The organism is Pseudomonas sp. A (genome assembly GCF_056270345.1).
Genome location: NZ_CM149873.1, coordinates 813,389 through 827,082, shown reverse-complemented (window position 1 = coordinate 827,082; position 13,694 = coordinate 813,389). Strand labels below are relative to the sequence as shown.

General features: G+C 64.5%; 14 protein-coding genes. 2 read left to right on the top strand and 12 right to left on the bottom strand.

Annotation, left to right across the window (positions count from 1 at the left end):
* Window positions 1-77 precede the first annotated feature (77 nt).
* Genes AC0MAZ_RS03735 through AC0MAZ_RS03715 form a run of 5 tightly spaced genes read right to left on the bottom strand, consistent with a single transcriptional unit; the run spans window position 78 to window position 3,961 of the window.
* Window positions 78-710, bottom strand: coding sequence for an SCO family protein (locus AC0MAZ_RS03735; RefSeq protein WP_028688687.1), 633 nt, complete (start codon window positions 708-710; stop codon window positions 78-80).
* Window positions 707-1,555, bottom strand: coding sequence for a heme o synthase (gene cyoE, locus AC0MAZ_RS03730; RefSeq protein ID WP_475861382.1), 849 nt, complete (start codon window positions 1,553-1,555; stop codon window positions 707-709). Before cyoE ends, AC0MAZ_RS03735 begins: the two co-directional genes overlap by 4 nt.
* Before the next feature lie 35 nt (window positions 1,556-1,590).
* Window positions 1,591-2,664: a COX15/CtaA family protein gene (locus AC0MAZ_RS03725; protein ID WP_475860226.1), complete on the bottom strand. Its 1,074-nt coding sequence runs from the start codon at window positions 2,662-2,664 to the stop codon at window positions 1,591-1,593.
* 9 nt (window positions 2,665-2,673) lie between these two features.
* On the bottom strand, window positions 2,674-3,252 hold the full coding sequence (locus AC0MAZ_RS03720; protein WP_232855464.1) for a hypothetical protein: 579 nt from the start codon (window positions 3,250-3,252) through the stop codon (window positions 2,674-2,676).
* Complete coding sequence (locus AC0MAZ_RS03715; protein ID WP_232855463.1) at window positions 3,218-3,961, bottom strand: SURF1 family protein; 744 nt, start codon at window positions 3,959-3,961, stop codon at window positions 3,218-3,220. The genes AC0MAZ_RS03720 and AC0MAZ_RS03715 overlap by 35 nt, the downstream gene beginning before the upstream one ends.
* 63 nt (window positions 3,962-4,024) lie before the next feature.
* Here AC0MAZ_RS03715 and AC0MAZ_RS03710 point away from each other — a divergent pair, with 63 nt between their 5' ends.
* A complete protein-coding gene (locus tag AC0MAZ_RS03710) occupies window positions 4,025-4,228 on the top strand; it encodes a twin transmembrane helix small protein (RefSeq protein ID WP_110736050.1) in 204 nt (67 codons plus the stop codon).
* A 149-nt stretch (window positions 4,229-4,377) separates the two neighbouring features.
* Here the strand turns inward: AC0MAZ_RS03710 and AC0MAZ_RS03705 are convergent, their stop codons facing one another.
* From AC0MAZ_RS03705 to coxB, 4 genes are read right to left on the bottom strand one after another with little or no spacing between them, the layout of a single operon-like run.
* Window positions 4,378-5,265: a cytochrome c oxidase subunit 3 gene (locus AC0MAZ_RS03705; protein WP_203649157.1), complete on the bottom strand. Its 888-nt coding sequence runs from the start codon at window positions 5,263-5,265 to the stop codon at window positions 4,378-4,380.
* A gap of 16 nt (window positions 5,266-5,281) precedes the next feature.
* Window positions 5,282-5,839, bottom strand: coding sequence for a cytochrome c oxidase assembly protein (locus AC0MAZ_RS03700; RefSeq protein ID WP_203649159.1), 558 nt, complete (start codon window positions 5,837-5,839; stop codon window positions 5,282-5,284).
* 10 nt (window positions 5,840-5,849) lie between these two features.
* Entirely contained in the window at window positions 5,850-7,439 is a 1,590-nt protein-coding gene (ctaD, locus tag AC0MAZ_RS03695; RefSeq protein WP_203649161.1) for a cytochrome c oxidase subunit I, read from the bottom strand.
* Between the two features lie 43 nt (window positions 7,440-7,482).
* Window positions 7,483-8,610, bottom strand: coding sequence for a cytochrome c oxidase subunit II (coxB, locus tag AC0MAZ_RS03690; RefSeq protein ID WP_203649163.1), 1,128 nt, complete (start codon window positions 8,608-8,610; stop codon window positions 7,483-7,485).
* A 381-nt stretch (window positions 8,611-8,991) separates the two neighbouring features.
* Here coxB and AC0MAZ_RS03685 point away from each other — a divergent pair, with 381 nt between their 5' ends.
* Window positions 8,992-9,633, top strand: a complete 642-nt coding sequence (locus AC0MAZ_RS03685) for a hypothetical protein (RefSeq protein WP_234560772.1) — start codon at window positions 8,992-8,994, stop codon at window positions 9,631-9,633.
* Window positions 9,634-9,732: 99 nt separating this feature from the next.
* Here AC0MAZ_RS03685 and AC0MAZ_RS03680 read toward each other — a convergent pair whose 3' ends face one another.
* The 3 genes from AC0MAZ_RS03680 to AC0MAZ_RS03670 all read right to left on the bottom strand — a co-directional run bounded on the left by AC0MAZ_RS03680 (window position 9,733) and on the right by AC0MAZ_RS03670 (window position 13,529).
* Window positions 9,733-11,268 (bottom strand): SulP family inorganic anion transporter, encoded by a 1,536-nt coding sequence (locus AC0MAZ_RS03680; RefSeq protein ID WP_475860222.1) that lies wholly within the window; start codon window positions 11,266-11,268, stop codon window positions 9,733-9,735.
* 188 nt (window positions 11,269-11,456) lie between these two features.
* Window positions 11,457-12,176, bottom strand: coding sequence for a carbonic anhydrase (locus AC0MAZ_RS03675; RefSeq protein ID WP_203649169.1), 720 nt, complete (start codon window positions 12,174-12,176; stop codon window positions 11,457-11,459).
* A gap of 297 nt (window positions 12,177-12,473) precedes the next feature.
* On the bottom strand, window positions 12,474-13,529 hold the full coding sequence (locus AC0MAZ_RS03670) for a PA0069 family radical SAM protein (protein ID WP_475860220.1): 1,056 nt from the start codon (window positions 13,527-13,529) through the stop codon (window positions 12,474-12,476).
* Window positions 13,530-13,694 lie beyond the last annotated feature (165 nt).

The following is a 13,694-nucleotide window of genomic DNA, read 5'->3' as shown; positions in this document are numbered from 1 at the left end:
TCGCGGGGCCAGCCCGCTCCCACGCCAGAACCCAATCTGGCGTGGGAGCGGGCTGGCCCCGCGATTCATTTCAACGGTCAGTCGCGCTTCACAAGCCCCGGCAACTGCGCCACCAGCTTCTGGTTGTTGAACGGCGCACGGATGAACCCACGCTGGCGCCCGTCCGGGCCGACCACCGCCAGGTTGCCGCTGTGATCCACGGTGTAGCCCGGCTTGCTGGTATCGGCCGGAATGAACGGAATGCTCAAGGCATTGGCCAGCTTCTGGGTATCCTCGATCGACCCCGCCACCCCGACGAAATCCTTGTCGAAGTAGCCCAGGTACTGCTTGAGCTGGTTCGGCGTGTCGCGGTTCGGGTCGACGCTCACCAGCACCACCTGCAAACGCTCCAGCGCCTCCTTGGGCAGCTCGCTCTTCACCTGGCGCAGCTGGGCCAGGGTGGTCGGGCAGATGTCCGGGCAGTAGGTGTAGCCGAAGAACAGCAACGACCACTTGCCCTTGAGCTGGTCCAGCACCAGCGGCTGGCCGTTCTGGTCGGTCATGGTCACGTCGGGCACGGTGCGGCTCTGCGGCAGCAGGATGATGCCGGCGTCGATCAGTTCGGTGGGGTTCAACTGACCACGGTCGTTGAGCACCTTGTTGACGGTCAGGCCCATGATCAGCGCGACCAGGGCAACGAGGATGAAGACGGTTTTCTGGGTTCGGGTCATAGGTTCAGCAACAGGTAATGGTCTACGAGCAACGCGATGAACAGGGCGAACAGGTAGCCGATAGAGTACTTGAACGTCTTGATCGCCGCGTGCGGCCGGGTGCCACGGTACAACACCCAGGCCCAGTGCAGGAAGCGCAGGCCCAGCCCCAGGGCACAGGCCAGGTACAGTGGTCCGCTCATGTGGATGACATAGGGCAACAGGCTCACCGCCAGCAATATCAAGGTGTAGAGCAGGATATGCAGGGCCGTGTAGCGCTCGCCGTGGGTAACGGGGAGCATGGGAATATCAGCTTTTGCGTACTCCTCCTTGCGATGAATCGCCAAGGCCCAGAAGTGCGGCGGCGTCCAGGCGAAGATGATCAGCACCAGCAGCAGCGGTTCGGCGCCCAGGTGCCCACTGACCGCCACCCAGCCCAGCAACGGCGGGGCTGCCCCGGCCAGGCCGCCGATCACGATGTTCTGCGGCGTGGCGCGCTTGAGAAAGCCGGTGTAGAGCACCGCATAACCCAGCAGCGAGGCCAGGGTAAGCCAGGCGGTGAGGGGGTTGGTGAACGCCAGCAGCAGGGCCATCCCCGCCACGGCCAGCAGCAAGGCGAACAGCAGTGCCGGCAAGGGCCCTACCCGGCCCTGGGCCAGCGGACGCTTGTGGGTGCGGGCCATGAGCGCATCGACGCGGCGGTCGACCACGTGGTTGACCGCCGCCGCGGCCCCCGCGCACAAGCCTATCCCCAGGTTGCCGAACAGCAGGATGCTCCAGGCCACCCCCGCGCGGGTGGCGAGAAACATGCCCACCAGCGAGGTGATCAGCATCAGCACCACCACCTTCGGCTTGGTCAGTTCCATGTAGTCGCGCCATCCGGCGCGCTGGCGTTCCGTGCTCAGAAGCGTCGCCACGAATCGTTCCTCATGTGATGGGAAAGGTGCACGCCGGTCACCGGCGTCAGACGCCAGCCGTGGCCCACACGGACCTTGTCGACCACGCGGATGCGGTAGTTGACCAGCACCATGCACAGCAGCAGCAGGGCGCCGCCAGCGTTGTGCGCGACGGCCACGCCCAGGGGCAGGTGGAACAGCACGTTGCTGATGCCCAGGCCCAGTTGCAGCGCCAGCGCCAGCAACACCAGGCGGGCCAGGCCACCCAGGCCGTGACGGTGCAGCTTCCAGCTCAGGGTCAGCAGCACCAGCATGACCAGCAACGCGCCCAGGCGATGGCTGATATGGATCGCGGTGCGCGCGTCGCTGTCCAGCTGCCCGCCAAGGTAATTGGGGCCGACGTGCTGGGTCAGGTGGAAGCCGTTGCTGAAGTCCGCCGCTGGCCACCACTGCCCGTGGCAGGTGGGCAGGTCGATGCAGGCCACCGCCGCGTAGTTGGCGCTGACCCAGCCCCCCAGGGCGATCTGGCCGATGACCACCAGCAGCGCCAGCGCGGCGATCCGGCGCAGGCTCAGCGGCAATTTCGGCAATGGCGCAAAGGCCCGGGATAGACGCAGGGACAGCAGGAAAAGCAGGCTCACCGTGGTGAACCCGCCGAGCAGATGCGCGGTCACTACTTGCGGCCACAGTTTCAGCGTCACGGTCCACATACCGAACGCCGCCTGGGCCAGTACCACTGCCAGCAGCAACACCGGCAGGCGATAGGGCTGGCCATCACGGGCATGCCGGCGCACGGCCTGGAAGGCGAGCAGGGCGATCACCAGCGCCAGGGTGCCGGCGAAATAGCGATGGACCATCTCGGCCCAGCCCTTGGCTTCTTCCACCGGGTGCTCGGGGAAGTGCAGCTCGGCATGGGCCAGCTGGGCATCGGTCTTGGGCACGCTGATGAAGCCGTAGCACCCCGGCCAGTCGGGACAGCCAAGGCCAGCATGGGTCAGCCGGGTATAGGCACCGAGCAGCACGACCAGCAACGCCAGCAGGGTGGCGAACACAGCGAGACGGTATCCGGGTCTGGCCATGGCGGCCTCCTAGCCGATGTTGGACAGCTTGAGCAGGTGGCGCAGGTCGTCCAGCACATGCTTGCCGTTGACCTTGGCGTCGTAGCGCAGCACCAGGTTGCCGTGAGGGTCGACGATCCACAGCTGCGGGCCCGCTTCGCCGACCTTCTGCACATAGCGCTGGGCGTCCAGCGGGTAGCGCTGCAACTGCGGGTATTCGCGGCCCAACTGCGCCTGGTAGTCGGCGGCCAGTGGCTGGGCCGCCGCCAGGGCATGGCTGGCGCGGCTGGCGTCGCGGCCCAGGCCAACCTGGATCTGCCGGGCCAGGTACACCAGTTGCCGACACTCCTCGGCACAGGCCTCGGGGGTGCTGACCAGCAACTGCCAACGCTCGTCCCGGGCATCGATGCCGATATCTACGCGGCCCTCGCCATTGCCGATCATCACGCCGTGATAGCTGCGCCCCTCCGGCACCCAGAACTTGAGCTTGTACATGAAGGTGGCGAGGATCATCGGCCCGAGCACGACGAACAGGATCAGCAACAGTTGCAGACGTCCCCTCGGCTTGCGGCGATCAGGCGCGTCCAGTGGACTCGTGGCGGCGGCCATGGCGGTTCTCCTTGTCGTTGTGATGCCAGCCGAAATACAGGTACAGCAACACCAGCGTGGTGGCCAGGGCGAACCACTGCACGGCGTAGCCCTGGTGCTTTTCCGGGCCCATGGCGACCACCGGCCAGTCCAGGCGGTAGGCACCCGGGCCGGCCTGCAGGCGCAGCTCATGGGTGAAACCTTCACGGCCAAGCTGCTGCCAGAGCCCACCCGGGTCGATTGCCGTCAGCAGTTGCGGCCAGCGGCCGTCCGGGTTGTCCGGGTGCAGCTGGAAGGTCTTGCCCGGCGCCACGTAGACCGTGGCGTCCAGCGCCAGGGCCTGGTCCGGGGTGTCGAAACGCACCGGCACCCGGCGATCGGGCCAGGGCAGCCAGCCGCGGTTGACCAGCAGCCACAGCCCGCTGGCCTGATCGTGGAAGGGTTGCAGCAGCTCGACGCCGGCCTTGCCGTCGCGCATCTGGTTGTCCAGCAGCAGGCTGTGCGCGGCGTCAAAGCGGCCATACAGGTGCACGGGGTAGAACGCCGGGTCCGGCAGCTGGCGCAGCTGTTCGACAGCGACCGGCGCCTCGATCTGGCGCTCGGTGTAGGCGGCGAGCAGGTCGCGCTTCTCGTCGGCGCGGCGCAATTGCCAGCAGCCGAGCGCGATCAGGCCCGGCAGCAGCGCGAGCACCACCAGGGTCGGCAGCAGGCCGGGGCGAAACGGCTTCACCGGGGCCTCGTCAGGTCGAGCGCTATACTTGTACCCATCACCGCATCCCCCTGGAGTTACGCCATGCTCAAGGCCGCGATAGTCCTGATGCTACTGGCCACCATCGCCAGCCTGTTCAGTGGCCTGGTGTTCCTGGTCAAGGACGACGACCAGTCGACCCGCCTGCTCAAGGCCCTTACCGTGCGTGTCGCCCTCGCCACCCTGACCATCGGGCTGGTGGCCTGGGGCTTCATCAGTGGGCAGTTGGTCTCCCACGCGCCGTTCTGAATTGTCTCGGTCCCTGTAGGAGCGGCCTTGTGCCGCGAAAGGGCTGCGCAGCGGCCCCAGGATCTTGGCATCATGCAAAATCGCCGGGGCTGCTTCGCAGCCCTTTCGCGGCACGAGGCCGCTCCTACAACAGGGGACCGCGCCACCCGTCAAAGCACGTACACAAAGATGAACAACCCCACCCACACCACATCCACGAAGTGCCAGTACCAGCTCGCCGCCTCGAAACCAAAGTGCTTGTCCGGCTCGAAATGCCCGCGCATCACCCGGCAGAACATCACGAACAGGATCAACGTCCCCAGCGTCACGTGAGCGCCGTGAAAGCCCGTGAGCATGAAGAACGTCGCACCGTAGATCCCCGAGCCCAGGGTCAGCCCCAGCTTGTTGTAGGCCTCGTGGTACTCGTAGGCCTGCAGCGCGAGAAACCCAAGCCCCAGCAGGATGGTCAGCCCCAGCCACAGCTTCAGCGTGCCGCGATGGCCCTTGCGCAGGGCATGGTGGGCAATGGTCACGGTCACGCTGGAGCTCACCAGCAGGATGGTGTTGATCAGCGGCAGGTGCCACGGGTCGATCACTTCCTTCGGCGGCGGGAACAGTTTCGGGTCCGGCGTGTGCAGCAGCGGCCAGACGAACTCGAAGTTGGGCCAGAGCATGTGCGCCACGCCCTTGTCTCCCTCACCGCCCAGCCATGGCCCCGCCAGCACGCGCACGTAGAACAGCGCGCCGAAGAAGGCCAGGAAGAACATCACCTCGGAGAAGATGAACCAGCTCATGCCCCAGCGGAACGAGCGGTCCATCTGCGCGCTGTAAAGCCCTGCGTGGCTCTCCTTGATCACCGCGCCGAACCAGCCGAACAGCATGTACGCCAGGAACAGCCCACCGACGAAGAAAATCAGTGGCCCGTGGGATTCCGGGTGGCCGGCCTTGAGGTCGTTGAACCAGGTGCCCAGGCCGAACACGGTGATGAACATGCCGATCGTGGCGATGATCGGCCACTTGCTCTGCGCCGGGACGTAGTAATGCTCGTGGCTTGCCATGCTTGATCTCCTTCCCTCAACGGGCGGCCTCGGTCGCGGTTTGTGCGACCGGCGGGTGGCGAGCGGTGATGTCGAACAGGGTGTAGGCCAGTGTCAGGTGCTTCACCGACTCCGGCAGGTCACGGTCGACGATGAAGCGCACCGGCATCTCGATGCGCTCTCCCGGCTGCAGCACCTGCTGGGTGAAGCAGAAGCATTCGGTCTTGTGGAAGTACGCCGCGGCCTCGGCCGGGGTGATGCTGGGGATGGCCTGGGCACTCATCGGCTGGTTGGTCGGGTTGCGGGCAATGAAGATCATCTGGTTCACCGCCCCCGGGTTGACCTCGATCTGGTCGGCGGTGGAGTGGAACTCCCAGCTCATGTCACCGGCGTTGGTGGACATGAACTGCACCCGCACCGAGCGCGACGGGTCGCTGACCTGGGTGCCCGCGTACTGCCCGCCGGTCTTGCCGTTGATGCCGAAGGCCTTGCACATCACGTCATAGATCGGCACCAGGGCGAAGCCGAAGGCGAACATCACCACGGTCAGCATCAGCAGGCGGGTGACCAGGCGTTTGAGCGACAGGCCGTCCATGGGCGGGCTCCTACTTCACTTCCGGTGGGGTCTGGAAGGTGTGGTAGGGCGCCGGCGACGGGATCGACCACTCCAGGCCCTCGGCGCCGTCCCAGGGCTTGGCCGCTGCCGGCGCGCCGCCGCGGATGCACTTGATGACGATGAACAGGAAGAAGATCTGCGTGGCGCCAAACATGAAGGCACCGACCGACGAGACCATGTTGAAGTCGGCGAACTGCAGGTTGTAGTCCGGGATCCGCCGCGGCATGCCTGCCAGGCCGACGAAGTGCATGGGGAAGAAGGCCAGGTTCATGCCGACGAACGACAGCCAGAAGTGCAGCTTGCCGAGGGTTTCGTCATACATGTGGCCGGTCCATTTCGGCAGCCAGTAGTAGGCCGAGGCAAAGATGCCGAAGATCGCCCCAGGCACCAGCACGTAGTGGAAGTGGGCGACCACGAAGTAGGTGTCGTGGTACTGGAAGTCCGCAGGCGCAATGGCCAGCATCAGGCCGGAGAAGCCACCGATGGTGAACAGGATGACGAAGGCGATGGCGAACAGCATCGGTGTCTCGAAGGTCAGCGAGCCTTCCCACATGGTGCTGACCCAGTTGAACACCTTCACCCCGGTGGGCACGGCGATCAGCATGGTCGCGTACATGAAGAACAGCTCGCCCACCACCGGGATGCCGACCACGAACATGTGGTGGGCCCAGACGATAAATGACAGGAAGGCGATCGCCCCGGTGGCGTAGACCATCGAGGTGTAGCCGAACAGCGGCTTGCGCGAGAACGCCGGGATGATCGAGCTGACCGCGCCGAAGGCCGGCAGGATCATGATGTACACCTCGGGGTGGCCGAAGAACCAGAACACGTGCTGGAACAAGACCGGGTCGCCACCGCCGGCGGCGCTGAAAAAGCTGGTGCCGAAGTGGATGTCCATCAGCATCATGGTCACCACGCCGGCCAGCACCGGCATCACCGCGATCAGCAGGAACGCGGTGATCAGCCAGGTCCAGACGAACAGCGGCATCTTCATCAGGGTCATGCCCGGGGCGCGCAGGTTGAGGATGGTGGCGATCACGTTGATCGCGCCCATGATCGAGCTGATGCCCATCAGGTGGATGGCGAAAATGAAGAAGGTCACGCTGGCCGGGGCGTAGGTGGTCGACAGCGGGGCGTAGAAGGTCCAGCCGAAGTTCGGCCCGCCGCCGGGGCTGAACAGGGTCGAGACCAGCAGCAGGAACGCCGCCGGCAGCAGCCAGAAGCTGAAGTTGTTCATCCGCGGCAGGGCCATGTCCGGCGCGCCGATCATCAGCGGGATCATCCAGTTGGCCAGGCCGACGAAGGCCGGCATCACCGCGCCGAACACCATGATCAGCCCGTGCATGGTGGTCATCTGGTTGAAGAACGCCGGTTCCACGATCTGCAGGCCGGGCTGGAACAGCTCGGCGCGGATCACCATGGCGAACGAGCCGCCGAGCAGGAACATGCTGAAGGCGAACCACAGGTACATCGTGCCGATGTCCTTGTGGTTGGTGGTCAGCACCCAGCGCATCAGGCCCTTGGCCGGGCCGTGGGCGTGTTCATGACCGTGGGCGTGGTCGTCGATCACTGCACTCATGTCCTGTCTCCTGCAATCCACTGACTGTCGCGGCTAGCCCGGCTCATTGCGCTTCGGCCTGCTTGAGCGCCAGCACGTCCTTCGGCGTGACCATGTCGCCCTTGTTGTTGCCCCAGGCATTGCGCTCGTAGGTGACCACGGCGGCGATATCGACTTCCGAAAGCTGCTTGCCGAACGCCGCCATGGCGGTGCCGGGCTTGCCGTGGAAGACGATGCCCAGGTGGGCGTCCTTGGGCCCGGTGGCGATCTTCGAGCCCTTGAGCGCCGGGAACATCGGCGGCAGGCCCTGGCCTTCGGCCTGGTGACAGGCCACGCAGGTGGTGTGGTAGACCTTGTCGCCGCGCGCGACCAGCTCTTCGAGGGTCCATTCCTTGCTGGTCAGTTCCTTGAGCTTGGCCGCCTCGGCCTTGCGCTCGCCGAGCCAGGTGTCGTAGTCGGCCTTGGACTTCACCTCGACCACCACCGGCATGAAACCGTGGTCCTTGCCGCACAGCTCGGTGCACTGGCCACGGTAGATGCCCGGCTTCTCGACCCGGGTCCAGGCCTCGTTGACGAAGCCGGGGATAGCGTCGCGCTTGACCGCGAAGGCCGGTACCCACCAGGAATGGATGACGTCGGCGGCGGTCACCAGGAAGCGCACCTTGGCGCCCACCGGCAACACCAGCGGCTGGTCGACCTCGAGCAGGTAGTGCTCGTCCTTCGGCGACTTGTTGTGGATCTGTTCGGCGGGGGTGGCCAGGTTGCTGAAGAACTCGACGTCCTGGCCCAGGTACTTGTAGTGCCACTTCCACTGGTAGCCGGTGACCTGGATGTCGATGTCGGACTCGCTGGCGTCGTAGATGTCGATCAGGGTCTTGGTGGCCGGGATGGCCATCACCACCAGGATCAGGAAAGGGACCACGGTCCAGAGGATCTCGACCCAGGTGTGCTCATGGAAGTGCGCAGCCTTTTGCCCGGTCGAGCGGCGGTGGATGACCATCGACCAGAACATCGCGCCGAACACCACGATGCCGATGATCACGCAGATCCAGAAGATGGTCATGTGCAGGTCGAACACTGCGTGGGAGACTTCCGTCGCCCCGGGCGCCATGTTCACCGTCCATGCTGCCTGTGCCTGACCGAAAACCGACCACAGCAACAGGCCCATCCAGACATGTGGATGTCGCATCATTGCGGGTTCCCCTTATCGTTCTTGTAGTCCCGGAGGCGTGGACGACCTGCTACGACAAAGGGGGGAACGGTGGCCAAGACTGCCTGGCTTCGACGACCGAGCCCCCTGCTTAAGGCAGTCGGGCCTCATCAACGAATCACGTTTCACCCGGAGTATAGACACCGACCAATGGTGCGCAACGCAGCACTTGAAATGATCTTCACTCAACCAAACGTTTGCGCTGAAAGCCGCATGAATGCTGGGCCGGGGCACAATAATGGCACATTGATATAGCCAATTTCCTACACGTGCCTCAGAGATATAACAAATGCGTCTTAGCCATTCTCGTAAGCAAGCTAACTTAGTGTCTTCCGTTTGTAACGCCATGCCCCTGGAGTTGTCATGAACATCGCTGCTGTACGCGAGCAGATCGAAAACGCCCATCAACATGAGAGCCGCACAGGCCAACTGAAAGCCCGCCTCGAACTGCAACTGCCACACCTGCATCCATCGATCCAACTACCCCAGCAGGATGCCCAGGGTACCTTGGCGCGCTTCGTCGGCGCCTACATCAACGAGGTTCCGGAACTGCTCGAGGCCGCGCACAACGTGGCGCTCGAAGCAGGCATCGAGACGCAGATCAAACCGGTACTGAAGATTGCCGAGGCCTACTTCCTGCAGCCGCCGAGCGTGATGGCGGGGCAGGTCGGGCTGGATTGCCTGCTGGACGAGGCCTACCTGGCTCATCGTCTGGTCGAGGAGGTCAACGACCTGTACATCCGCCACTTCCAGCAGCCGCTGATTCCGGTGGATACCACGGTCGCCAACCTGATCGCCCATCAGCTGATCGGCGAGACGTTTGCCAACCAGCTGGATGAGGTGGTGCACCATTCGGTGGACAAGATGCTCGATGAGGAGAGCTTCGCCGTGGAATCGGTGGAGGTCTACCGCGACAAGCTGTCGAGCCCGGAAACCGGCAACGCGTGGAAACGCTGGCCGTGCCTGTCGCGCCAGCTTGGTGTGGAGTTGGGGCAATCGGCCTGAATTGACCTGATCCGACCCTATCGCGGGGCAAGCCCGCTCCCACGAGTTCGATCATCGTGGGAGCGGGCTTGCCCCGCGATAGGTCGCTATAGACTTACGCTAAGCCCCAACCCCCGCCGTAGTCCGCAACCTTCCCTCGACCCGCCGCTTCAGACGCCGCTGCTCCAGCACCAGCCGCGAGCCCTTGGCCGCGCCGCTGCGCCCCCAGTCCTCGAGCAACTCCAGGCAGGAATGGTCGATATAGCTCAGGTTGCCCAGCGGCACATGCAATGTCGTCCCCTCCGGCACGGTATCAAGCACCTGGGTCAGCGCCGGCACCTTGAGGAAGGTCGCCGCCCCACTCAGGCGCAGTTCCAGGTGCCCCGGCGTACCCAACGCCACCAGGTTAATCTTCAACCGCGCCGCCTTCAGTGCCAGCTTCAGCAGGGTCAGGGCAAAGCCCAGCAATACGCCGGTCAACAGGTCGGTAAAGATGATCGCCAGTGCCGTCGCCGCATAGGTGAACATCGGCATCCGCCCATAGCGGCCCAGGCCTCGGAACGCCTTGAAATCCACCAGTTTGATGCCGGTATAGACCAGCACCCCGGCCAGGCTGGCCACCGGGATCTGCTGCAGCACACTGCTCAACGCCACCACGAAGGCCAGCAACCAGAGCCCATGGAATATCGCCGAGGCACGTGTCTGGGCGCCGGCCTGAACGTTGGCCGAGCTGCGCACGATCACTCCGGTCATCGGCAGCGCACCGAGCGCACCGCAGAGCATGTTGCCGATACCCTGCGCCGACAGCTCCCGGTCGAAGTCCGAACGCTGGCCGCTGTGCATGCGGTCGACGGCGGCAGCGGACAGCAAGGTCTCGGCGCTGGCGATGAAGGCCAGGGCGAAGGCCGCCACCAGCAGGGTCGGGTCGGCGAGCTTGAGCAGGTCATCCGGACGCAGCCAGTCGATGGCTTCGGACAGATCGGCCGGCACCTGCACACGGTTGACCGGCAGCGCCAGCCACAGGCTGACGGCGGTCATTGCCGCCACCCCGAGCAGGGCTCCGGGAATGAAGCGCAGGCGCTGCGGGCGCAGACGCTCCCAGCCCCACATGATGGCGATAGTACCCAGCCCAAGCGCACCGGCCTGCCAACCATTGCCCGCGCTTTCCAGCGGCAGGGCCGAAGCCAGCGTCGCCGGGAAGCCCAGCAGGTTATCCACACCCGAGGGCTGAGGCGCCGTATCGAACATCACATGCACCTGGGACAGCACGATCAGCACGCCGATCCCGGCCAACATACCGTACACCACCGCCGGCGCCGTGACCCGGAACCAGCAACCCAGGCGCAGGCGCCCGGCCAGCAGCTGCAGCAATCCGGCCAGCAACAGGATCGGCCCGAGCATGGCCACGCCATGTTGGCGCACCAGTTCGAACACCAGCACCGCCAGGCCGGCCGCCGGGCCGCTGACCTGCAACGGCGAGCCGGCGAGAAAGCCCACCACGATACCGCCGATGATCCCGGTGATCAGTCCTTTGGCCGGTGGCATGCCCGAGGCAATGGCAATGCCCATGCACAATGGCAGGGCGACCAGGAAGACCACCACCGAAGCCAGCAACTCGCGCGGCAGGGCCGCCTTTATCTGTGTCATGTTCACCATGTAGCTCCTTTCTAGATTCACGGCCATTCCGCTGGCCGCTAGCACGGGGAACCCTGAATGACGCGCAGGCGCGGGCCGCCAGCGGGTGTGCCGGCAAGGTATTCAGGGAGATTCAAGGCAGGCGAAGGCCGCGCCGCACCCATCGGGTGCAGCCGGCAATCAAGGCTTGTTCAGCGTGTTCGGGTCGCTTAGTAGCGGCCTCTCGGTGTGGCAGAGGGGATCGGCTCACCGGCGGTCAGCGGCAGGAAGCGATCGCTGGCGGCATCGTAGGCTTCGATCTGGCTGGTTTCGATGTCGTAGATCCAGCCATGGATATGCAGCTGTCCGGCGGCCAGGCGCGAAGCGACCGAAGGGTGGGTGCGCAGGTGGTGCAGCTGGGCGATGACGTTTTCCTTGGTCACCAGTTGCATGCTTTCGTGTTCACTGCCGCAGGAGCAGTTGTCCTCGATCACGGTCCGCGCTACCTCGGCGTGACGCAGCCAGGCGGAAACGGTCGGCATCTTGGCCAGCGACTGCGGGTTGAGCACCGCGCGCATGGCGCCGCAGTCGGAGTGGCCGCAGACGATGATGTGGTGCACGCCCAGCGCCAGCACCGCGTATTCGATGGCACTCGACACACCACCGTTCATCTGGCCATACGGTGGCACGACGTTGCCGACGTTACGGGTGACGAACAGGTCGCCCGGCGAGCTCTGGGTGATCAGCTCAGGCACGATGCGCGAGTCAGCGCAGGTGATGAACATGGCGCGCGGCTTCTGCGCGGTGGCCAGTTTCTTGAACAGCTCTTGCTGTTCGGGGAAGACTTCGGTGTGGAACCGCAGGAAGCCGTCGACGATATGCTTGAGGGCGGCATCGGCGCTTTCGGCGGGTGCGGCCGGGACAACCTTGGATGGGTCCTTGACGGGCATGATTCATCCTCTTGACGGTTTGAAAGTGAATTCCATGTTACCGGGGAAAGATTGGGGTGACGCGGGGATTTAGATGACGCGCACGGGTAAATAATCACAGTCACTGCTGACTCATGACTCACGCTAGCGTAGGAAACTTAACTGAAACTTAATTGCGCAGGCTCTAGAACGGGCGTTCTGGATTGGCGAGGGGAGCACTGGATAATAGCAAAAAAGCATCAGATGCCAAGCTTCATGAGTGAAATTGTTAGGTTGTGTTAGTTGTACTTATAGCTCTCGGACAAAGAGACTGCGCTGCTAGAACAGCGCCATCTGTGCGCCGGGGACGCAGAAAGCGCTGCAATCGAGCTGCAGGTCCTCACGCCCCTCGAACCCCAACCGCCTGGCCGCCTTGCGAAAGCGCTGGGCCAACAGCTCGGCGAACACTCCCTCGCCGCGCATCCGAGCGCCGAAACGGCTGTCATACAACTCGCCCCCCCGGCTCTGGCGGATCAGGCTCAGCACATGCGCGGCCCGCTGCGGGTAGTGATCCTGCAGCCACTGCTCGAACAACGGCGCCACCTCTAGCGGCAGGCGCAACATCATGTACGCCGCGCTCTGCGCGCCTGCCTCTTTCGCCGCCTCCAGCAGGTGCTCCAGCTCGCTGTCATTGATCATCGGGATCATCGGCGAACACAGTACACCCACCGGAACGCCGGCCTCACGCAACACGCGGATCGCCCGCAGGCGCGCCTTCGGAGCGGCCGCGCGGGGTTCGAGGGTGCGCTTGAGTTCATCGTCGAGAGTGGTGAGGCTGATCATCACCCGCGCCAGGCGCTGGCTGGCCAGTTCGCTCAGAAGGTCGAGGTCGCGCAATACCAGCGAGCCCTTGGTGACGATGGTTACCGGGTGGCGGTAGCGCAGCAGCACCTCTAGCAGACGCCGGGTGAGCTGGTGCTCACGCTCGATGGGCTGGTAGGGATCGGTGTTGGAACCCAGGTTGATCGGCGCACAGACGTATCCCGGCTTGCTCAGTTGCTGCTCAAGCACTTCGGCGGCATTGGTCTTGGCGATCAGCTTGGTTTCGAAATCGAGACCGGGAGAGAGGTCCCAGTAGGCATGGCTGGGGCGCGCATAGCAGTAGATGCAGCCGTGCTCGCAACCACGGTAGGGGTTGATGGAGCGGTCGAAGGGCAGGTCGGGGGAGGTGTTGCGGGCGATGATGGTCTTGGCCGTCTCGATCCGCACCTCGGTGCCCTGGGTGAGTGGGACTTCCTGGTACCAGCCATCGTCCTCGGCCACTGAAACGCTCGGGGCGAAGCGGTTGTGGGGGTTGTCGGCGGTGCCGCGGCCGCGAATGGGGGCTGGTTTCATGATGGAAGACCGGATTACTGTATGTGCGTACAGTAATCCGGGATTGAATGAAGTGCCAGTGCCGTCAGGCGGATTCAGGGGCCGTTGCACGGCCCATCGCGGCACAAGGCCGCTCCTACAGGGGATCGCGATTGCCTGTAGGAGCGGCCTTGTGCCGCGATGGCC

Coding starts and splice junctions, on each gene's coding strand:
- AC0MAZ_RS03670 (WP_475860220.1), bottom strand. CDS start 13,529: ATGAAACCAGCCCCCATTCGCGGCCGCGGCACCGCCGACAACCCCCAC.
- AC0MAZ_RS03735 (WP_028688687.1), bottom strand. CDS start 710: ATGACCCGAACCCAGAAAACCGTCTTCATCCTCGTTGCCCTGGTCGCG.
- ctaD (WP_203649161.1), bottom strand. CDS start 7,439: ATGAGTGCAGTGATCGACGACCACGCCCACGGTCATGAACACGCCCAC.
- AC0MAZ_RS03720 (WP_232855464.1), bottom strand. CDS start 3,252: ATGGCCGCCGCCACGAGTCCACTGGACGCGCCTGATCGCCGCAAGCCG.
- AC0MAZ_RS03675 (WP_203649169.1), bottom strand. CDS start 12,176: ATGCCCGTCAAGGACCCATCCAAGGTTGTCCCGGCCGCACCCGCCGAA.
- AC0MAZ_RS03685 (WP_234560772.1), top strand. CDS start 8,992: ATGAACATCGCTGCTGTACGCGAGCAGATCGAAAACGCCCATCAACAT.
- cyoE (WP_475861382.1), bottom strand. CDS start 1,555: ATGGAACTGACCAAGCCGAAGGTGGTGGTGCTGATGCTGATCACCTCG.
- AC0MAZ_RS03700 (WP_203649159.1), bottom strand. CDS start 5,839: ATGGACGGCCTGTCGCTCAAACGCCTGGTCACCCGCCTGCTGATGCTG.
- AC0MAZ_RS03725 (WP_475860226.1), bottom strand. CDS start 2,664: ATGGCCAGACCCGGATACCGTCTCGCTGTGTTCGCCACCCTGCTGGCG.
- AC0MAZ_RS03705 (WP_203649157.1), bottom strand. CDS start 5,265: ATGGCAAGCCACGAGCATTACTACGTCCCGGCGCAGAGCAAGTGGCCG.
- coxB (WP_203649163.1), bottom strand. CDS start 8,610: ATGATGCGACATCCACATGTCTGGATGGGCCTGTTGCTGTGGTCGGTT.
- AC0MAZ_RS03680 (WP_475860222.1), bottom strand. CDS start 11,268: ATGGTGAACATGACACAGATAAAGGCGGCCCTGCCGCGCGAGTTGCTG.
- AC0MAZ_RS03710 (WP_110736050.1), top strand. CDS start 4,025: ATGCTCAAGGCCGCGATAGTCCTGATGCTACTGGCCACCATCGCCAGC.